Genomic DNA, 20767 nt, shown 5'->3' on the forward strand with positions numbered 1-20767 from the left:
CGCGCACCGTCGCGCTTACTCCGCGCGCGGCTCGTGCTTGAGCGAATCGCGGATCTCGCGCAGCAGCAGCACTTCCTCGGTCGGAGCCTTCGGCGCCGGCGGCTCCTTGCGCGCGATGCGGTTGATCGCCTTGACCAGCATGAAGATGGCGAAGGCCACGATCACGAACTGGATGATGGTGTTGAGGAAATCGCCGATGCCGATCACCACCGCCGGCACCGGCTTGCCCGCCGCGTCCACCGTGGCCGCCTTCAGCGTCCACGCCCAGCGCGAGAAGTCCACGCCGCCGACGAGCAACCCGATCGGCGGCATGATGATCTTCTCCACCAGCGCGGTGACGATCTTGCCGAACGCGGCGCCGAGCACCACGCCGACCGCCAGGTCCAGCACGTTGCCGCGCATGGCGAATTCCTTGAATTCGCGGATCATGCTCATCGGAACTCCTCTTCTTGTCAGTGCGGGCCTGTCGCCGCGGCGCTAGCCTAGCGCAGCGATTGTGGTCGTCGGGTCACAGGCCTGCGTCCGCGCCGCGCGACTGCGCGCGTCCTCGGCCGACCAACTCAGCCGACGATGCGCCCATGCCGCTCGGCCACGTTCTCCAGGCGCGCGCTGAAGCGGTCGCCCGGACGCAGCGCGGCCACGCCGGCCGGCGTGCCCATGAACACCAGGTCGCCAGCGCGCAGCGCGAACAGCTTGGACAATTCGTGCAGGATCTCCGGCACGTTCCAGATCATCTGCTCCAGCAGCGACTGCTGACGGACTTCGCCGTTGACCTCCAGCGACAGGTTCAGCGCTTCCAGCGCACCGACCTCGCCGGCCGGGATCAGCTCGCTGATCGGCGCGGACGCGTCGAAGCCCTTGGCGATATCCCACGGCAGGCCCTTGGCCTTGGCCGCGGCCTGCAGGTCGCGTCGGGTCAGGTCCAGGCCCACGCCATAGGCCAGGATCAGCGCCTCGGCGCTTTCCACCGGCAGCACGCCGGCCGGCGCGTCCTGGCCCAGCGCCACCACCAGTTCCACCTCGTGGTGCAGGTCCTGGGTCGCGGACGGGTAGGGGATGGCCTCGTCGCCGATCACCAGCGCATCGGCCGGTTTCATGAAGAAGGTCGGCTGGCCGCGCTCGGCCTTCGACGCCGGCGCACTGGCGCCCATCTCCCGCGCATGGTCGGCGAAGTTGCGGCCCACGCAATAGATGCGATGCACCGGGAAAAGCCCCTGGCCGCGCACAGGAACGCGCGGAGCCTCAGCAGCGGCAAACAGATCTTTCATGAGCATGCATCCAACGAGAGGGGATGCCGCAGTTTAGCGGGTCGGGTTCAACCCGATTCCAACAGGGAAGCGGATGTCGCTCTCGCGATTCCCCAATCCCGATTCCCCATTCCCAGCTCTAAAGCGGCAAGGCCGGCTTGCGCACCACCCGGTACTCGCCATCGACGACATGCCGGCGCGCGGTGGCCGGGCGCTTGCCGCGCTGGCTCAGCAGCTTCATGGCGATGCCGCCCAGGATCATCGCCGCGCCCACGAACACGCTGACGAACACCAGCCCGGCCAGGATCGCCAGGCCGAGCAGGCCCACGGCCAGCTTCACCAGCGGATGGCGCGGCTTGCGCGGCGCGAAAACGTGCCGGAATTGGTCGAAATTGAAGAGGCGAGCGCGCATGGCAGAACTCTGTTTCAGTTTGAACCGAAGGCGCGCAGTATCGACGCTGTTTTATGTGACGGAGTGAAAACTTCGTTAAGCGAAAAATTAACACTTTGCGTTCAACCGCTTGCATGTCCTTGCCGAGTGAAGTCGCACGCCGGCGCGGGCCACGCGCGTCCGTGCCAGAATTGCGGCCCCAATGCTGTGCGTGCCTGTGAGCCATGACCGAATCTTCCGCCGTGCTGGCGTCGCTGCACGCCCTCGTTTCCGGCGAACTGGCCGAGGCCGAGGTGCTGATCGGCGGCGAATCCGAGTCGCTGCTGCTGTACCGCGATGGCGACACCGTGCGCGCGTGGTTGAACGTATGCCCGCACGCCGGGCGCCGCCTGGACTGGGCGCCGGGGCAGTTCCTGAAAAGCCGCGAGGGCCATGTGGTGTGCGCCGCGCATGGCGCTGCGTTCGAACTGCAGGGCGGTGAGTGCGTGTCCGGCCCCTGCCGCGGCCAGAGCCTGCACGCGGTGCCGGTGGACGTGCGGGCAGGGCAGGTGGTGCTGGTCTAGGGCGTAAGCAGGCGCGCTTGCGAGGCGGCGCGCGGCTACAGCGCGTGCCACCAGCCCATCGACATCAGGTTGACCATCAGCACCACCACCAGGGTGTAGACCAGCGACAGCGGGCCGCCGACGCGCCACAGTTCGCGCGGCTGGTAGTTGGCCGGGCCGGTGATCATCGAGATCACCGGATTGGACGCGGTCATCAGGTTGTTGGATGCCGACAGCGCCACGATCAGCGCGAACGCGGTGGGATTGCCGCCGGCCGCAAGCGCCAGGTTGACCGCGATCGGCACCATCACGATGGTCGCGCCGACATGGCTGATCACCAGCGAGAACGCGGTGGTCAGCAGGCCCAGGGCGATCTCCAGCGCCCACACCGGCATGCCCTCGGGCAAGCGCGCGATGGTATGGCCGGCGACCCAGGCGGCGGCGCCGCTGCTGTCCATCGCCCAGCCCAGCGGGATCAGCCCGGCCATCAGGAACACGGTCTTCCAGTTGATCGCCGCGTAGGCCTCGTCCATGCGCAGCACGCCGGTCAGCAGCATGCCGGCCACGCCGGTCATCAGGGTCAGCGCCACCGGCAGCCTGGAGGTCAGCGCGATCAGGATGGTCAGGGCGAAGATCGTCATCGCGATCTTGAACTTGTGCGGGCGGTGCTCGCCCTTGGGGTAGTCGGTGACCACCACGAAATCGCGGCTTTCCGAGGCCTGCGCCAGGTCCTGCCAGATGCTGTGAAACACCAGCATGTCGCCGGCGCGCAGCGCTACCTTGCGCACGTCCTCGCGGATCACCTGCTTGTCGCGGTTGATCGCCAGCAGGCTGATCCCGGCCTGCTTGCGCAGGCGCAGCTCGGCCGCGCTCTTGCCGATGAAGCGCGAGGTCGGCGGGATCACCGCCTCGGAGATGCCGGCGCGGCTGGGGTTGAACAGGTCGCCGAGGTTGCGCAGGCGCGAGGACAGGCGCAGGAACTGGTTCTGCGCGAAATCGGCGACCTGCTGGCGCGCGCCCATCACCCCGAGCACGCTGCCGACCCAGATGCGCATGTCCACCGGCGGCGCCAGGCGGGTGTCGTTGCCGGTCTTCAGGGCTAGCAGCAGCGGCGCGTTGTGCACGGTCTCGGCCTCGCCCAGGGTCATGCCGACCAGCGGGCTGTCGGCACTGACGATCAGCTCGAACACGTCGCCTTCGATGCCGTAGGTGCGGGCGAAATAGCTCTCGGTGCGCGCCGGGGTGACGCCGTCGTTGATCAGCCGCTCCTCTTCGGCCAGTGCCTTGTCGCCACGCACGCGGAAATAGATCAGCGACGCCGCCAGCAGCGCCACGCCGATCGGCAGCGGCGCGAACATGCGCAGCGGCTCGATGGTGGCCATGCCCGAGGGCAGGTTGTTGTTGGCCGACTGCAGCAGGTCGTTGAGCAGGATCAGCGGCGAGTTGCCGACCATGGTCAGCGCACCGCCCATCACGATGGCCGCGGCGATCGGCAGCAGCAGCCGCTGCAGGGTCAGCCCGGTGCGTCCGGCCAGGCGCGAGGCCACCGGCAGGTACAGCGCCATCACCGAGGGGTTCTGCATGAACGAGGAATTGAGCCCGGCGATGGCGGTGGTCAGCAGCATCAACCGTTCCTCGACCCCGCGCGCCCGGCGCAGCAGCCACGACGCCAGCCGGTTCAGCGCGCCGGTGCGCTCCAGCCCGGCGCCGAGGATGGTGGTGGCGATGATGCTCATCACCGCGTTACCGGAGAAGCCGCTGAACAGCTCCTCCGGCGCGATCAGGCCGGTCACCCCGAGCACCACCAGCACCACCAGCGCCACCACGTCGGCGCGGATCCGCTCGAACACGAACATCGCCATGGTGAAGCCGACCAGCCCGAGCACGAGCTTCATATCGGTGGTCAGCGTCAGCGCGGTATCCATGCGAGGCCGGGAATGGGGAATCGGGAATGGAGAATGGCAGAAGCGGCCGGTCGTCGCAGGTCGTCGCTATCGGGGAGCGGCAGGCGAACCCGCTTCCGATTCCCGATTCCCCGTTCCCGATTCCCGGTCATACAACAAATCCCACACCCCATGCCCCAGATTCTGGCCACGGGTCTCGAAGTGGGTCTGCGGGCGCCAGTCCGGGCGCGGCACGTGGCCGCGCGGGCCGGCGCGGTTGACCAGGCCGGGGGTGGCGTCGAGCACGTCCCACATCTGTTCGGCGTAGTCGGCCCAGTCGGTGGCGCAGTGCAGGCGGCCGCCGGCGCGCAGCTTGCGCACCAGCAGCGCGGCGAAGGTCGGCTGCAGCAGGCGCCGCTTGTTGTGGCGCTTCTTGTGCCAGGGGTCGGGGAAGTAGATGCGCACCTCGTCCAGGCTGCCGTCGGCGATCTCGTGCTGCAGCACCTCCACCGCATCGTGGTGGTACAGGCGCACGTGGTCGGCGCTGTCCTCGGCCAGGGCGTTGAGCAGGCGGCCCACGCCTGGCGCGTGCACCTCGATGCCGATGTAGTCGCGGCTGGGGTCGTGCTGCGCGGCATGGCGCAGCGCGGCGCCGTTGCCGAAGCCGATCTCCAGCACCTTGGGCGCGCTGCGGCCGAAGGTGGCGTCCAGATCGCGCGGCTGGCCGTGGTAGTCCAGGCCGAAGCGCGGCCACAGCGCGTCGAACGCGCGCTGCTGTGCCGGGGTGAAGCGGCCCTGGCGCAGCACGAAGCTGCGCACCTGGCGATGGCCTTCCTCGACGGTGAAGGGTTTCGGCGGGGTCTTGGCGCCGGCGCTGGAGAACGGATCGGTCATGCCTGCAGCCTCACCCGATCAGCCCGTCGACCGGCGAGGAGGCGCTGGCGTAGCGCTTGCGCGGGATGCGCCCGGCCAGGAACGCCTCGCGGCCGGCCTCCACCGCCTTGCGCATGGCACTGGCCATCAGCACCGGATTGCGCGCGCCGGCGATGGCGGTATTCATCAGCACGCCGTCGCAGCCAAGTTCCATCGCGATCGCCGCGTCCGAGGCGGTGCCGACGCCGGCGTCGACGATGATCGGTACCTTGGCGTTGTCGATGATCTCCAGCAGGTTGTAGCGATTCTGGATGCCCAGGCCGGAGCCGATCGGCGCGGCCAGCGGCATCACCGCCACGCAGCCGATCTCCTCCAGGCGCTTGGCCAGGATCGGGTCGTCGCTGGTATAGACCATCACCTCGAAGCCATCGGCGACCAGGATTTCCGCGGCCTTGAGCGTTTGCACCACGTCCGGGAACAGGGTGCGCTGGTCGCCCAGCACTTCCAGCTTGGTCAGGTTGTGGCCGTCGAGCAGTTCGCGCGCCAGCCGGCAGGTGCGCACCGCGTCCTCGGCGGTGTAGCAGCCGGCGGTGTTGGGCAGGATGGTGTACTGCTCCGGCGGCAGCACGTCGAGCAGGTTGGGCTCGCCCGGGTTCTGGCCGATGTTGCTGCGGCGGATCGCCACGGTGACGATCTGCGCGGCGGCGGCCTCGGTGGCCAGGCGGGTCTGTTCGAGATCGGCGAACTTGCCGGTGCCGGTGAGCAGGCGCGAACGATAGGGTTTGCCGGCGATCACCAGCGCATCGTGGGGGGCGGGAGCGTTCATCGGCGGATTATCGCCCATCGCACCGGCCCTGCCGAGCCCGCGCCGCGGCGCGCAGCCGCCCGATTCAGCCCCCGCCGAGCGCGTGCACGATCTCGACCCGGTCGCCGGCGTGCAGTTCGTGCGTGGCGTGCGCGCCGCGCGGCACGATCTCGCCGTTGACCTCGACCGCGACCCGACGCTGCCCCAGTCCTTCGGCCTGCAGCAGCGCGGCCACCGTGGTGGCCGGCGCCAGCGTGCATTGTCTGCCGTTCAATTCGATGTTCATGCCATCATTGTGCAATGCGTGCCACTGGCGCGCGAGTCGTGTCATTTGCGGCAGTGCAACGTGAGCATGTCCGGCATAGGTGGAATGATGTCGGCCATGCGGCGACGTATGGTGCGGCCGCTCCCTAGTTTGGCTTCATTTCTCGTGTTCCATCTGTGCCCGGGAGGGCTTCCATGACGTCGTCTATCCGTCCGCTCCGCTCGCTGCTTGCCGCCGCGATCGTGCTCGCCGCCGCGCCTGCGTTCGCGCAGTCCACCACCTACAGCCGCACCGTGTTCTTCGGCGACAGCCTGACCGACGCCGGCTACTACCGACCGCTGCTGCCGGCCTCGGTGCGTGCGGTGACCGGCCAGTTCACCACCAACCCGGACTTCGTCTGGGCGCAGTACGTGGCCGAGTACTACGGCACCAACGCCGCCGCCAACGGCAATGGCCAGATCGGCGACGACTATGCCGCGGGCAACGCGCGCGTCGGCGTGGCCAACGCCAGCGCGCTGGGCGTGGCGCCGTCGCTGGCCACCCAGGCCAGCAACTACCTGGCCGCCAACGGCGGCAAGGCCGACCCGAATGCGCTGTACTCGGTGTGGGGCGGCGCCAACGACCTGTTCGCCATCGCCGGCGGGGCGCCGGTGCAGACCACCATCGGCAACGCCGTGACCGCCGAAGTCGGCATCGTCGCCAGCCTGCAGAACGCCGGCGCGCGCTATGTCATGGTCAACAACCTGCCCGACGTCGGCATCACCCCGCGCTTCCGCGCCGGCGGCGCCGCGGCGATGGCGCAGGGCACCGCCCTGGCCACCGCGTACAACACCGCCCTGTTCTCCGGCCTCAAGAGCGCCGGGCTGCGGGTGATCCCGGTCGACACCTTCCACCTGCTGCAGGAAGTGGTGGCCAATCCGGGCACCTACGGCTTCACCAACGTCACCGGCACCGCCTGCCAGCCGCAGATCACCGCGCAGTCGCTGACCTGCAACCCGACCAGCTACGTCAGCGCCGATGCCGCCGATACCTACGTGTTCGCCGACGGCGTGCACCCGACCGGCCGCACCCACGAACTGCTGGCGCAGTACGCGCTGTCGATCCTGGAAGGCCCGCGTACCCAGCAGATCCTGACGCACTCGGCGCAGATGGTCGGCCGCTCGCGCGCCGACCAGGTCGCCTGGCACGTCGATGGCCGCCCGGAAGCGGACGGCGTGCGCTGGTGGGGCAACCTGCGCGGCGACATGCAGCGCTACCAGCACGGCGACCTGTACGACGGCCTGGCGCCGGCCGGCCTGTTCGGCGTGGACTGGTCGCGTGGCGAGTGGGTGTTCGGCGGCTTCGGCGGCTTCGGTCGCACCGATGCCGACTTCGGCAACCGCGGCGGCGACTACACCCAGGACGACAGCACCCTCGGCGGCTTCGCCGGCTGGTACGGCGAGCATGCCTGGGTCAACGCCCAGGTCAGCTACACCTGGCTGAGCTACGACGTCACCCGCAAGGTCAACCTCGGCCCGGCCACCATCGAGCACAAGGGCTCGCCGGACGGCAGCAACCTGACCGCGGCGCTGCAGGGCGGCTACGAGTTCGGCGAAGGCAGCTTCAGGCACGGCCCGGTGGCTGCGGCGATCTGGCAGAAGGTCAAGCTCGACGGCTACGCCGAGAGCAACCCGAACTCCAGCGCGCTGGGCTACAGCGACCGCGACGTCGAGTCGATGGTCGGCCGCATCGGCTGGAAGGCCAGCATCGACGCCGGCATGGTGAAGCCGTACCTGCAGGCCACCTACGACCACGAGTTCAAGAAGAACCAGGAAGCCACTGCGTACCTGCAGACCATGTCCGACCTGGGCGAGTACGCGGTGCCGGGCATCAACTTCGACCGCAACTACGCCTCGGTGGTGCTGGGCGCGCGGACCAAGATGTGGGGCCTGGAGAGCAACGTCGGCATCGCCGCCACCACCGGCCAGTCGCGCGCGCACGACACCTCGCTGTTCGTGAACTTCGGCGGCAGCTTCTAAGCAACGCCGAGTTCGCCCGCCTTGCCCGGCTACGCGCCGGGCAGGGTAGGGCGAGCGACGTGCCGTACAAGGGCAGCCATGCCTGTTGTGGGAGGGGCTTCAGCCCCGACGCCTCGGAGTGCGAGCCGTCGGGACTGAAGCCCCTTTCGCATTTGCCGGGGCATGATCGCCGGCCGCTTCGGGAACACGGCGCGCTGCAGCCGCATCCCCCCGATTTCTTGCGCAACCCCCGGCCCAGCGCATAGACTGCACCGGCAACGCGGGCGTAGCTCAATGGTAGAGCTGTAGCTTCCCAAGCTACTGACGTGGGTTCGATTCCCATCGCCCGCTCCAGTCTCGCGAATGCTAGCGCTAAGTTCTTGACCGCGCTGACTATTTCTCCCGACTGAAGACCGCCTCGAACGACCTCCCAAGGTATCGTTTGAGGTATCGTTTTTGCCCAAGCCCTTCTTGCTGCATCGGCCATCAGGCCTTTATGTGCGCTTCTTGGTTCCTGCTGATTTGCGGGGGCAAGTCGGCTCGCGATATCTCGTTCGTCCTCTCCATCTTCGCCCCGGCGATGCTGCGCGTCTGGTGTCTGCCTACATGGGGATGGCACTATCGAACGCGTTCCAAGCATTGAGGCAGGGGAACCCGGTGGATCTGGACGAAGTGCTGCGCCGCATTCGAGAGCAAGGACTGCGCGAACTCACATTGACCGATGTGACGCTGCCTAATGGCACGCATTTGGGTAGAGCCCAGATCGATACCCCCGAAGACGCAGCATTGTTCGCTGAGTTGTTGCGTGAGCCAGCCAGCGGAAATGCCGCGACCAACAAGCCAAGTGGCTGGCGCACCGGAAAGACCAAAGCGTCTGGCCCGCTGTTGTCCAAAGCGATTGCCGATCACTTGGGGGACTTGGGTCGCGCCAAGCTCCACAGCAAGACCGTGCTTGAAAGCCGTCACTCGCTGCGTTTGTTCGCGGGCGCCGTGGGGCAAGACATAGCGGTGTCCGAGCTAACAGCAGACCATGTGCGCGCCTTCTTTGATGTCGTGCGGTGGTGGCCGTCGAATGCGACCAAGCGCGCACCCTACAAGGGCCTTGCGGTCATGGAGGTCGTGGCGCTTGCCCAAGCCAATCAAGTTCCCGAGCCTGCCGCCTGGACGGTTGCCAAGCACCGTCAGCGCTTGTCGGTGTTCTTCGTGTCGCTCGTGTCAGCAGGCCTTTTGCCAAGCAATCCATTGGCAGGCATCCGCGCGATTGCCACGCCTGACGCAGATGACACAGGTGAGCCCTTCACGGATGCCGAGTTGAAGGCCATCTTCGACCCTGTCGCCTTCCCGGCATGGGCTAAAAAGTATCCGCACAGATGGTTTGGTCCGATGCTCGGGCTTTACTCAGGTGCACGCGTGAATGAGATCGCGCAGCTTCGGGTGGAGGACATCGACACGATCGATGGGGTGCCAGGGTTCTTCGTGCGACAAGGTGGAAAGGGCCAAAGCGTCAAGAACAAGAACAGCCGCCGTTTCGTGCCGTTGGCCAAGCCGGTGATCGATGCGGGTTTTCTGATCTATATCGATGAGGTGCGCCAAGCAGGACACACGCAGATCTTTCCTCATCTGCCCAACAGCACCGGACTGGGCTTTGGTCGACAGTTGAGTCGACAGTTTTCCGTCTACATTAAACGTCAAGGGATCACGGCGAAGGGGCAAGGATTTCATGGCTTTCGCCACACCATTGCGTCGCGTTTGGATGAGGCGGGCGTATCAGCATCAGCCATTGCGGCAATCACAGGTCACGCGCGAGGACAGGGGGTGTTGGAGAAGTTCTACATCGATCGACGGACTTTGCCCGATCGTGTAGCGACATTGAGTCGATTTACACTTGGCATCACGCTGCCCAGCTATCTTGAGGGTGTGTTTAATTTAAATGAATTGAACATGGTAAATAAATAACTAAACTAACATTTAAGGAGATGGCTCATGGCGATTGTGCAGCTTGTAGATCTTTCGCTTAATAGTGAAAGATTATCATGGTTTAGTTACTTCAAAGACGTCAATACACCTCTCGCTGGTATGTGCAGTTCTATCTCTGGTACAGAAGGCCTGCAATCATTTGTGCGCGAAAATGGACTGCAGAGCGAAAAAAATTGGGCCGCTTCTACACCGAAGTCAGCTTGGCCGACAGGAAGTAATTTGGTTCGAAATTGGAACCCAGGAGTGCCCGTTAAAATAGCTTTGGTTATTGCATGGGGCGCTGCAGGAGTGGCTGAAAGCAAGTTCCAGCCTGACGAGAATTTGTGGGTTTTGCATCCAGCTACCGGAAGTGTCGTGAGCGTAAGTTCAAGCCTCGAAGTTTTAAAAGAGCAAGTAGCAAATTTTTTGAGGGCACAAACGATATTTTAGATGGTCTTTTTCGTTCCTCGCCTCGGGTTGTAGGGGGCATGGCTGATATTTCCACATTCTGCCACCGATGAATATGAGACGGAATCCAGGATTGAGTATTTCTCTGCCACCGCATAATGCATAACTCGGTTGCCTTGTCAGCTTCCGTCTTTGCATCGTCAGCAGGTAGGCGGGTGAGCGCTGCAAGAAAGGCTTTATTCCAAAATTCTTCAACTTTCATGTTAGTGTCGTCGATGAGGGTGGCTTGCTTTTTTTAATCGAATAACGGAGCATGTCAAGCCGTTGGTTCTATCTTATTAAAGGGCGTCTGTGAGTAAAAAATCTTTGGAATCGATCACCTCCGCCAAAGCCAAGCTGGAGGAAGAGCTTCGCAAGCTGGAAGAGCAAGAAGCCCAACTGCGGCAAGATCAGGCTACCGAGGCTTTCACCGAAGTGGTGAAGCTGCTCGGCGAGTTTGCTGAGTATTTCAATGCCAAGCAGCGCTCCGAAATTGCCGGCTTTGTGATCAATGGTGCGGCAAGGCCCAAGAAGGCAGCTACCTCTAAAAAGGAAGTGGCTCCAAAATACTGGCTTCCGCACACTCAAGAGACTTGGTCTGGTCGCGGACGCACGCCCTTGGCGTTCAAGGCTTGGGAAGGAACCTCGGCTTATCAAGAGTGGAAAAAGAACCACCCGGACGAAAAATTCCCCAAATATCCGGGCTGATCTTGCAATAAACAGTAGGCAAAAAAGCCCCGAGCTGATCGGGGCTTTTTTGCAAGTGGACTGTATAGCGCGCTCATAATGCGACGGCGGTCACTTGATCCTCGCATGCGGCCGTGCTAACAATGTCGGCGGTTTAGCCCGCCAAATGGCATGGATTGCTAGGAGTGCTGTTCTATCGATCTCAATAGATCGAACGGCGCGCTTCGCAAAAAGGAGTTGCGATGAACAAGATCAAGAATGCGGCACTGGCTGTCATTTCATTACTGCTTTTGCTTGTCGCTCAGACGGGCCTTGCGCAAGAGAGTGATCAGACTTTCACTCTTTATGATTTGAACGGACAGCAGGTTGGCATATACCAAACTCAGCAAGAAGCTGAAGCAGCTATCTCGACTATCCCAGCGCCTGCATCATTTTATGATGGAATATTCTCTTATGTTAAAGAGATAAGGGATGTTGAGGATATAGGGCAAGGGCTCATTAAGATCAATTATTGGATAGGGATAAAGCAGCCCAACGATAAAGAGTGGGCATATCAGATGGCTAACTCCTGGCCAACTGAACAAGAAGCGCTGCAAGAGCAGCTGGATATAACATACTCCAACGAGCCGACGTGCCCATATCCGAGTATCGAGTTAACCAGCGACTGGTATGCGACCGATTCTGATGGGACGTATGGTGGTCAAGCGCAGAACAAGGATTACACGCTGACGCGCTACTCTTCAGACGATTGCGACTTGCGTCAAGATCATATGCAGCTCGTGCGGACTAGATATTACGACTGTCCGCCACAGCAATATTTTACCAACTGGAAGAACGCGTTCGGCGGCTGCGTCAACGAATGGGCTATCGCATCAATCGTCACGCAGAAATCCGAATGTCAAGCTGACGAAGGCGCGCCGAGTGCCCAGGTTGGTGACCCCTGCGATATCAAGACAGGAGAGCAAGTAGAGCAGGAGAGTGACGCAAGTTTGGCCTGGATCGACCTAACTCGATCCTACCACTCGGGCTATTCAACCCAGGCTGGTGCCTACGGTCACGGTTGGTCGGACAGTCATAGATTAAGACTAAACGTAACCACAGCGAGCGCCATCCTGATCAATGGCGCGGGCTACACAACCACCTTCGCCCCAGTAGACAGCACAAGCTACTCTGCCACTGACGGAAGCGGAGATGTCTTGGTCTCGTCGAGCACGGGCTGGGATCTGAGAAGAGCCTCAGGAATTTATCAGTTTGACCAGAGTGGACGCTTGCAGTCGTTTGTCCAAGAAAATGGACGGACACTCAACTACGAGTATGACCAATACTCGAGGCTTTGGAAGGTCCACTCCGGGCAGGGCAGGTATATAGAATATAAGTATAGCGACGATTCGAGTGGCGCATTGATCACATCGATCGAATCCTCAGGCGTGGTCCTAGCGTCCTTCGCCTATGCGGATCGTATCCTCCAGTCGGTGATATACCCCGATGGAAACTCGCGCATCTACCATTATGAAGACAGTCGCTTCCGGGGGCATTTGACTGGAATTACCGACGAGTCTGGATCAAGACAAAGCACCTTCACCTACGATGCAAAGGGGCGCGCAATAAGCAGCAACCTGGCTGGCGGTGTCGGGGCGACCTCCATCACCTACACGCCAAGTGGTGCTCAGGTCACCAATGCGTTGGGCGAAGTTGAGACCTATGCAATTACCACGGTAGGAGGCTCTCGGCAGATAACCTCGATCGCTGATTCGGCGGGAACGCGGACATATTCATATTATGGTCCCAATAGCCCGAACGCAGGGCGCCTATCCTCATCGACTAGTCGATCGGGGATTGTGACCAACTATGCGTATTCGTCAGAGTCCGTAAATGGGACGAGCTATCGTTTGCAAAGCAGAACCGAAGCGGCGGGAACACCATCAGAGCGTGTCGTTGTCGAACGCATCATGGACCAGTCAAACCGCGTGGCAAGCGTGCAGGATGCTGGTGGGTCCACCGAATTCATCAGAAATGGGAGGCTCCAACTGGCAGCGGCAAGCCAGATAGGTGCAGGCGGGGTTGGAGAAAGAACCACCACCTACTCCTACTGTGAGGCTGCGGATGTTGCAGCGGGTGGCAACTGTCCGCTTTTAGGGCTGCTCAAGGCAATTGATGGTCCGCGCCTCGACGTGAACGATGTCACGCAGTATCTCTACTACGCCTCTGACGATCCTTCTTGCACAACCGGTGGTGCTTGCGCTTATCGCAAGGGCGATCTATGGAAGGTGGTTAATGCTCTGGGGCAAAGCACCGAGATGCTTTCCTATGACCCAATGGGGCGCTTGACCTCGGCCAAAGATAGAAACGGGGTTGTGACGTCTACTACGTATACACCGAGAGGCGATGTATCTTCCGTCACCATTCGAGCCCAAGGCGCGCCGTCATCGTATGATCGGGTCACGCTATATGAGTATTGGCCAACCGGGAAAGTTAAGCAAATCACAAGCCCGGACGGCACTTGGAGGAAGTTCGACTACGATGCCGCTTGGCGCCTGATAAAGGTCACCGACAATTCCGGGGCACAGCTTGCCTACACATTGGACAACGATGGAAATCGTATCCAGGAGACTGTAACCGATAGCAACAACGTGGTGCGTCGTCAGAATTCCACGATCTACAACTCGTTGGGCCAGGCTGTGACCCAGGCCGATCATGATGGCAACGCGACCGAGTTGGGGTATGACGCCGAGGGCCGCCTGACCTCGACCACGTCGGCGTTGAACATCGTTGATGAACGGCACTACGATGAGTTAGGACGACTGACGCAGGCTGTAAGGGACGCGACGGGACTTAATCAGAAAACTGACTACCATTATGATCCGTTGGGCAACCTGGACTCGGTGAAGGATCCCAATGGACTGACCACAACTTACTCGTTCAATACGCTTGGCGATTCTGTCGGAATTGAGAGCCCGGACACGGGGATCAGCACACATGGCGTAGATGCTGCTGGCAATAGGATTGAGACGACGGACGCGCGTGGTGTGGTCACAACCCGAACTTTTGATGCGCTCAACCGTCTGACCTCAGTAAAGTCCGGTAGCGACGCCTTAATCCAGTATGTGTATGACGAGGTGCAAAATAGCTGTGCTCAGGCGGAGGCATTCGCCGTGGGAAGATTGACTCGCATGCTGGATCAGAGTGGCGAGACGAAATACTGCTACAACAGTTTCGGAGACTTGGTGCGGACGTCTTTCACCGCAAGTGACGGCACGCTTCTGAGTTTTGTAGACACCTATGACGCCGCAGGAAGGATTTCTTCAAGAACCTATCCGGACGGCTCAATCGTCAACTATGCCTACGGTGCGCAGGGGCGTGTCTCTGCTCTGCGTGTCGATACGCCAAGCACCGGTGTGGAGACGCTGCTTGAGGGGGTGACTTATGCGCCCTTCGGGCCTGCTATCGCTTGGTCCTACGGCAACGGCAGAACCTTGTCGCGGACTTTTGATGGCAGTTATCGGGCCAAATCGATCAAGGACGCTGGGAACGGTGGCATTGATGTAGGCCTAAGCTATGACGCATCGGGGCGCTTGGTTGGGCTTGGCTATGCTGCTGGAACGACGCAGCGCGCTACGCTGGACTACGATGGTGTAGGACGACTCACGCACTTCCGAGACGGCGCGACTGGGGTTTCGATCGAGTCCTATTCTTATGACGCGGTTGGAAATCGCTCCGGGTTGTCAACAGCCTCCGGTAACCAGGCCTACTCGTATCAGGCAAACACCAATCGGCTGTCGAGCATCGCTGGGCAGGCGCGTTCCTACGATAGCTCTGGCAACACGACGTCGATTGGGGGAGCTTCGAAAGAGTTCATCTACAACGACGCTGGTCGGATGTCCGAAGCCAAAGCCAGCGGTGCCGTGCTTGGAACATACGTCTATAACGGCCATGGTCAGCAGGCGAAGCGCACCACCGCAAATGGCGCAATTCACAGGCTTTACGACCCTGCGGGTCATTGGTTGGGTGACTTCGATGGTGCCGGGCAAGCCGTCCAGCAAGCGATCTGGCTTGACGACCAGCCAGTTGGCCTGCTGCAAGGTGCCAGTAGTTCAAACAATCGTTTGAAGTATGTGGAGGCAGATCATCTTGGCACTCCACGTGTCGTCATTGACCCCTCCCAAGACAAGGCAGTGTGGAAATGGGATTTGATGGGCGAGTCTTTTGGAGCGAGTCCTCCAAACGAAGATCCGGACATGGACGGGTCTGGATTTTCTCTGGATATGCGCTATCCGGGCCAGCTATATGACCCCGCCAGCGGCCTTAACCAGAACGCATTTCGGGATTATGATCCGGTTAGTGGTCGCTATATTCAATCCGATCCCATAGGATTAAATGGAGGCGTTTCTACTTTCAGCTATGCGGGTTCTCAGCCGTTTTCGGCTGCCGATCCGCTCGGGTTGGAGTGGGAGCCTGCGGGTGCTGAGGTCCCTGGCTGGTGGAATAAGCTGATGGTGGGCATAGGCGCGCATTACTATTTCAGCGCAAAAGTCACCGGCATGGGATACGGAGCCAACGACACGTATTTCGGAACCTTTGAAAGCGGTCGCCCTGACGCTTATGATCCAGTCAACAAGACTGTCTTTGAGTTGAAGCCAATCTCAAATCGTGATAACGAAGAGCTTTACCGCCGGATAGCAAAGCCTCAGATAGCTCGCTACTTGAAGTCTGCGAACAGGCCTGTCACAGACGAGAAGAGTAAGATGTGCACAGGCTGGACTGCCGGTCAGTCAACTGGTAATCTTTTCAAAGACGGCGATTATCTTGGAACCGTCCAGGTTGGCAGGGGCTTTTTGCGTCAAGTCTATGAACTAACGCTCTATCACGATACACACCCGGGTAACACGGGCTTGGTTTTTTATAGGGCGGACTTGGTGGATTACCCAGTGGGTCGAGAGATTGATCGCACCTTGAGGGACATGAAAAACGTCTCGCCTTGGTATGTCTTGCCCACATTCGAAAACCGGTTGTATCCGGAAAAGTAAGGGCGATCTTCATTTTGCAAATTTCGAACGAAAAGCTAGGCCTGGCCCCGATTGACGAGATTTTCGCCGATCGGGGATTTTCCAGCATCCAAGGTGAGACGGCTCTCGCGACGACTATTTTTGGGCCCGACAGCTACCATAAATTTGTTGAAAATCAGTCGTCTCCGGAACTTTTTGTTGCCGCTAAGGAAAGGGAGAGTGAGCTTGGTGTCCAACTTGATGAGTGGAGTGCCACCTCTCGGGATGAGGTGAATAAGGCTGTTGGGCTTATCTTGGATGATCCTATTCTGGATTTCTTGCGAAAGCGCAATTTGCTCGTGCGGTTCTTTCCTGAGCAACTCGGACAGATGCTCTCAGCGCATCTGCCGGCCTATCAAGAAAGCGTCGAACAAGAGGTTGAGAATCTCTGCGTCGTCACACGTGGACCGGCCATCGATTTGAAAGGAGGCGAAGCGATCGTTGCGCGGAAGCAAATATTCAACGAGGTAGCAAGAGACGCCTTTGCGAAAGTTGGGCTATCTGTTGCCGGCGAAAAAGATGGGCTGCTTCATTTCTCTGGGGTAGGAAGCGATGGTGCCAAGATCTCGGCGCAGATGGAGCCTTCATCCCTCACTAGGGTATATGCGACTCATACATGGCCGACCATTCGATATTGGCCTTTGATGCCGTTTAGCTTCGTCGTCAAGAAGAGAGCTAAAGGCGAGAAGAAAGCGGCATTCATGATGCCGCCTGAGGTCCAGTCATTGGCGGCGCTGCGTCTAGGAAGATATGAAGACAGTCACTCGCTAGAAATTGCTGTGCGCGCCTTGGCGTTGTGGATCGAACTGGGATTTTTCGGTGGCCCGCCCAAGAAGGATTGAGGTTTCCCAAGTATCCTGACTGATCTACTTGATAGGTAGCAGGCGAAAAGCCCCGAGTTGATCGGGGCTTTTTTGTGGGTGCATAGAAGATTTTGCCGTGCTGGTTCCGTTGGTCATCCGGTCGATCTAGGATGCTCTGGCTGACACTCTTGCTTTTCGCGGTCTTCGAGGGCCGGTAGGGCACCGAGGCCATCGATTGAAGAGTGCATTTGTCCAATCTTGTAGACGGTTTTTCAGTGCCTACGGGCGGCGCTTGCGGCCCCTTCTGCCCAGCAGTAGCGTCTACCTAGCTCCCTACCTCAAGGAACGATCGATGAGAGTCCATTACGGAGTAGCGCTCGGACTGGCGATGGTCGGTGCTGGGCTATCACCGCTGTGCAAGGCGGTGGAGCCGACATTTAACCCTGCCGATGTCATCGAGGGCATGGGAGAGCGCGTGCCACTTGGCAAGCCAAACGTAAGTCTCTCGCCGCTGTTCAAGGCCTATGTGTTCGAGAAGGCGGGGTTGAAGTTTGTCCAGATCAACTCGCTGCAAGACGATGTCATTACCGTCATCGTTGTGACCCCTGGGGCCGAATCCCGCCTGCCGATTGGTTCTGCTGCAGGCCAGCCGCTGCCTGTGCTGCAAGGCGACGCCACCAGTTGAGCGGATGCTACCGATTGAGCGGGACTCCCCTCGTAGCTATCCCTTGCCCAGTGAAGAGAAAGCCCCAGGTGGTGACCCAGGGCCTTCGAGGGAACGCGTTGCGAAGCCGGCGTGTGCTCAGCTCAGATCGCAATTGCTCGGCAGCTTCCAAGTCGTCGCCGGCAGCATGTTCTTGACCGCAGACGATGCAGTGATGCCGACATTGCTCGCGCCAATGAGGTCTTCGAGATCAGCGATTGACACGATGTAGTCGTCCAGGCTGCCCAGGCCAGTCTGGTTCGGGATGATCCAGCTGATGGCCTTCTCAGCGCCCGTGCTCGGATCGGTCGTGATGATGGTCTTCCAGAAGTATTCCGGCGTGCGGATGCCATGGCTCGACAGGAAGTAGTCGTTCGACGTGTCGCCAAAGACCACGCCGCCGTAGACCTTCACCGGTTTGATGTCGCGGTAGCACTCGGCGACGTTCTCCGCCTGCACCCAAATGCCCTGGTTGAAACCCGAAACCTGCGGCACGATGTTCGACATCAGGTTGGCGCGCACGATGTAAGTCGAGTTGTAGTCCATGTGGTTGGACGTGACCAAGTGGCCGCGATCGTAGCCCGAGCGCACGCTCGCATAAGACTTGGTCGACGTCTGACCACCACAACCGTTCGGAAGCGTCGTATCGAGCTTGAAGTCAGACGGACGCGCGGCTGACCCGGTGTCGGCGTTGAGCGAGTATTCGTATCGTGTGGCCGTGTGCTCGGTGCAGTCGTAAGTCAGGATGAAGCCACCCTTGTTGAGGGTGACAACCTGGGCCTGCGCTGCAGCGCTGGCAGTGGTGAACAAGAAGACGGCGAGGAAGATCCGGAATCGCATAGTGCACTTCTCCATGTGGTTGGGCAGGGCGCATGAACCCAACACGCACGGACAAGGCCGTGCCTGTTGAGCAACGCGCAAATTGACGGAGGTAAAGCAGACAGCCGAAACCGGCTCGGTGCCGGTGTGATGGGAGATACAACAACCGCGCCCCTTTGCCACGGAGTGGCACGCGGTTGAGACATGTATCTAACAGCACGCTAAGCGGGTCAACCGCCGATTGGCTAAGGTGTGAACTAGCTCGCGAAGATGAAAATTGTCAACATGCAGCCATCAATTCGCCATGTCTTGTGTGGCCATCACGCGTGCGAATGCTGGGAGAGGCGATGACGAACATCAGCAAGGCGGAAAGCTTCGAAGAGGGATTTCTCCGTGCAGCGCTTGAAGTTATCGCCAAGCGCCATGAGCGTTTAGCTACCATTGCCAGTCGAGACTTTGATGGCCTGAAGCAGCGACTTGATCGCTCACCGAGCACAACGCGCTTCACGCAGCCGATGGCCGAGTTTTACCTTAGCATCCCAAGGCGTCAGTTCGACAAGCTCAAACGAGAGCATGGCAATCCCTTTGCAGTGAGCAAAAGCACACCAAGATCCATCACCAAGGTGGACTTGCTGACGTGGTATGCCCAGGTCACCAAAGCTCGAGAGCAGATCCAAGAGCCGATTTCGGGCAAGTTCGGCAGAACAGGGAAGGGCATTCCCTTCATCGTGATCCGAGAGTCGCCCGACAAGATCAAGAGCGTGATCTCGCATGCAGGAATCACGGGGCTCGACATGAGTGCGATTGAAGACGCTTTCCAGCAAGGCGCAACGATCTTGGCCCTGACCATCGATCAGGCCTTGGAGCTGCCATGGCAATCAAGCCCTGAGAAGAGGCGCTGGCGAAACGCCTACCGCTCGCATCTGATGGCGGTCCATGCAGCCCAGATGGCCTTGCTGGATCGCCAAGATCTTGAAGAAGAGACGAGGCCTACTCCGCGCGGTCGGTCGCCCTAAGACGCATTGACTGCCTGATGCATCTCGCCGCAAGGATTGCCGGCGACGGATGAATGAATGACTGTTCAGCGATCCGGGACGACCTAGTCCTGTAGCTATCCGGGCCTGATGCATAAATTGCGTTCCGAAGCTTGGTGGGTCGCCAAGCACGGAGAGCAGCATGAAATACGTCATCGAGATCAATGCGATTGTTCAAGTCGCCCACTACATGACAGTCGAAGCAAGCTCGCCACAGGATGCGCTTGCTCAATGCGATGTCAATACAATTGCAAACAGGGACTTCGATTTCGAAGAGTGGTTCAGCGCTCCCGAGATCCATCGCATCGAAGATAAAACCGGCACGCTCATTGCGTGCGACTACGAGGATGGGGTTCCTAACATTAGTGAGCTGTAGTCGTCATGGTGACCCTTGACCCCTACTGTGCCACGGTGAGTCCCAAAATTTGATCATCATTGGGGAAGGGGCGGCATAGCAGCAGCCCATTCTTTGGAGAGTTCGTGGAAGGCATCTAAAGCTTTCAGGGCTTTAGAATGCGCACTCTTAAGATGAGGGATGATCTCTCTAAGCTTGATCGGATCCTCGTTGCTTATGCCCCATCCAAGCTTTCCTTCTCCTTGATCTATCCAGGTCGTGCGCGTTGTAATCCCGATGATCAATGATCGCGGAGCCCCATGCTGATAGTCATTCCTGAAATTACTACTGGCTTCGTTTAGTTCTTCAACTTGAAGAGCTGAGAGAGCTGCGGCCAGTGCGGGCCATGCTGACCAGTGACCTGCAACTTTCTTGGCAACGCGCATGTCGACATTGCTCTTTCCATTCCATCCATGCTCCTTTCCTACAAATGGGTTGGCCAATGCTCCGCACTCAACCGCTGCGAAGATCAATTGGCCTCGTAGAGACTGGGGCGCGGATATCGCAAGATTGGCCAAAGGCTCAATGTGCTCAAGTGACAGGGAAAAGATCTGTTCGTCATCAAGGCGTTCGATTAGCAGATCCCAAGCCTCCAACTTTTTGATCATGGACCCAAAGGTGTTGATATGGTTCGCAAGTTCACGAAGAGCGCGGGCTAAGCACTCACTGAAAACCATGGCAGCCCCTGGGATGCTCGCCAAATCTCGGAGCGGATCATGGTAAGGGGCTGAGGGCAGGCTAGGGATATGATTTTTGATGGCGCGATAGAGTTTGTAGCGACCCACCTGATATTTGTCGTCATCCGTGAGTTCAGCCTCAACATCCAGAAGGACGCGGTTACGAAGCTTGAAGCGCTGAACATCATTTAACTCGGTCACG

19 protein-coding genes and 1 tRNA gene are annotated in these 20767 nt (G+C 60.1%); 11 read left to right on the plus strand and 9 right to left on the minus strand.

Features of this window, described 5'->3' with window-relative positions:
- Positions 1–15 precede the first annotated feature (15 nt).
- The 3 genes from mscL to J7357_RS19250 all read right to left on the minus strand — a co-directional run bounded on the left by mscL (position 16) and on the right by J7357_RS19250 (position 1659).
- Positions 16–435: a large-conductance mechanosensitive channel protein MscL gene (gene mscL, locus J7357_RS19240; RefSeq protein WP_019802352.1), complete on the minus strand. Its 420-nt coding sequence runs from the start codon at positions 433–435 to the stop codon at positions 16–18.
- A 125-nt stretch (positions 436–560) separates the two neighbouring features.
- Positions 561–1268: a fumarylacetoacetate hydrolase family protein gene (locus J7357_RS19245; RefSeq protein ID WP_209248955.1), complete on the minus strand. Its 708-nt coding sequence runs from the start codon at positions 1266–1268 to the stop codon at positions 561–563.
- 118 nt (positions 1269–1386) lie between these two features.
- Positions 1387–1659: a hypothetical protein gene (locus tag J7357_RS19250; RefSeq protein WP_017910413.1), complete on the minus strand. Its 273-nt coding sequence runs from the start codon at positions 1657–1659 to the stop codon at positions 1387–1389.
- A 203-nt stretch (positions 1660–1862) separates the two neighbouring features.
- On the opposite strand from J7357_RS19250, the gene J7357_RS19255 reads away from it, so the two are divergent.
- Entirely contained in the window at positions 1863–2201 is a 339-nt protein-coding gene (locus tag J7357_RS19255; RefSeq protein WP_209248957.1) for a Rieske (2Fe-2S) protein, read from the plus strand.
- Positions 2202–2236: 35 nt separating this feature from the next.
- Here J7357_RS19255 and J7357_RS19260 read toward each other — a convergent pair whose 3' ends face one another.
- The 4 genes from J7357_RS19260 to thiS form a co-directional block, all read right to left on the minus strand.
- Positions 2237–4105, minus strand: a complete 1869-nt coding sequence (locus J7357_RS19260) for an SLC13 family permease (RefSeq protein WP_209248959.1) — start codon at positions 4103–4105, stop codon at positions 2237–2239.
- A gap of 66 nt (positions 4106–4171) precedes the next feature.
- Entirely contained in the window at positions 4172–4957 is a 786-nt protein-coding gene (gene trmB, locus J7357_RS19265) for a tRNA (guanosine(46)-N7)-methyltransferase TrmB (RefSeq protein WP_209248961.1), read from the minus strand.
- Positions 4958–4967: 10 nt separating this feature from the next.
- Positions 4968–5762, minus strand: coding sequence for a thiazole synthase (locus tag J7357_RS19270; protein WP_017910410.1), 795 nt, complete (start codon positions 5760–5762; stop codon positions 4968–4970).
- A gap of 64 nt (positions 5763–5826) precedes the next feature.
- Positions 5827–6027: a sulfur carrier protein ThiS gene (gene thiS / locus J7357_RS19275; protein WP_010341814.1), complete on the minus strand. Its 201-nt coding sequence runs from the start codon at positions 6025–6027 to the stop codon at positions 5827–5829.
- A 173-nt stretch (positions 6028–6200) separates the two neighbouring features.
- On the opposite strand from thiS, the gene J7357_RS19280 reads away from it, so the two are divergent.
- The 8 genes from J7357_RS19280 (at position 6201) to J7357_RS21440 (ending at position 17623) form a co-directional block, all read left to right on the plus strand.
- Entirely contained in the window at positions 6201–8024 is a 1824-nt protein-coding gene (locus tag J7357_RS19280; protein WP_209248963.1) for an autotransporter domain-containing protein, read from the plus strand.
- Between the two features lie 259 nt (positions 8025–8283).
- Positions 8284–8357: transfer RNA gene (locus J7357_RS19285), tRNA-Gly, on the plus strand.
- 252 nt (positions 8358–8609) lie between these two features.
- Entirely contained in the window at positions 8610–9959 is a 1350-nt protein-coding gene (locus J7357_RS19290; RefSeq protein ID WP_209249045.1) for a site-specific integrase, read from the plus strand.
- Between the two features lie 27 nt (positions 9960–9986).
- The gene (locus J7357_RS19295; RefSeq protein WP_209248965.1) at positions 9987–10409 is read left to right on the plus strand and encodes a hypothetical protein; all 423 of its coding nucleotides are present in this window, start codon (positions 9987–9989) and stop codon (positions 10407–10409) included.
- A gap of 309 nt (positions 10410–10718) precedes the next feature.
- Positions 10719–11114, plus strand: coding sequence for an H-NS family nucleoid-associated regulatory protein (locus J7357_RS19300; RefSeq protein WP_209248966.1), 396 nt, complete (start codon positions 10719–10721; stop codon positions 11112–11114).
- A gap of 221 nt (positions 11115–11335) precedes the next feature.
- On the plus strand, positions 11336–16117 hold the full coding sequence (locus tag J7357_RS19305) for an RHS repeat-associated core domain-containing protein (protein ID WP_209248968.1): 4782 nt from the start codon (positions 11336–11338) through the stop codon (positions 16115–16117).
- Positions 16069–16977, plus strand: a complete 909-nt coding sequence (locus J7357_RS19310) for a hypothetical protein (RefSeq protein WP_209248970.1) — start codon at positions 16069–16071, stop codon at positions 16975–16977. Before J7357_RS19305 ends, J7357_RS19310 begins: the two co-directional genes overlap by 49 nt.
- A 313-nt stretch (positions 16978–17290) precedes the next feature.
- The gene (locus tag J7357_RS21440; protein WP_244667668.1) at positions 17291–17623 is read left to right on the plus strand and encodes a hypothetical protein; all 333 of its coding nucleotides are present in this window, start codon (positions 17291–17293) and stop codon (positions 17621–17623) included.
- Positions 17624–17740: 117 nt separating this feature from the next.
- Here the strand turns inward: J7357_RS21440 and J7357_RS19320 are convergent, their stop codons facing one another.
- Positions 17741–18481 carry a DNA/RNA non-specific endonuclease gene (locus J7357_RS19320; RefSeq protein ID WP_209248972.1) on the minus strand — a complete coding sequence of 247 codons (741 nt, stop codon included), beginning with the start codon at positions 18479–18481 and terminating at the stop codon, positions 17741–17743.
- 326 nt (positions 18482–18807) lie between these two features.
- Between J7357_RS19320 and J7357_RS19325 the strand changes: the two genes are divergently transcribed.
- Together J7357_RS19325 and J7357_RS19330 are read left to right on the plus strand one after the other, a co-directional pair.
- A complete protein-coding gene (locus tag J7357_RS19325) occupies positions 18808–19476 on the plus strand; it encodes a hypothetical protein (protein ID WP_209248974.1) in 669 nt (222 codons plus the stop codon).
- 160 nt (positions 19477–19636) lie between these two features.
- Complete coding sequence (locus J7357_RS19330) at positions 19637–19870, plus strand: hypothetical protein (protein ID WP_209248976.1); 234 nt, start codon at positions 19637–19639, stop codon at positions 19868–19870.
- Between the two features lie 56 nt (positions 19871–19926).
- On the opposite strand, the gene J7357_RS19335 is transcribed toward J7357_RS19330, so the two are convergent.
- Positions 19927–20766 (minus strand): hypothetical protein, encoded by an 840-nt coding sequence (locus J7357_RS19335; RefSeq protein ID WP_209248978.1) that lies wholly within the window; start codon positions 20764–20766, stop codon positions 19927–19929.
- Position 20767: the final 1 nt, after the last annotated feature.

The sequence above is a fragment of the Xanthomonas sp. D-109 genome, assembly GCF_017746095.1.
Lineage (GTDB): Bacteria > Pseudomonadota > Gammaproteobacteria > Xanthomonadales > Xanthomonadaceae > Xanthomonas_A > Xanthomonas_A sacchari.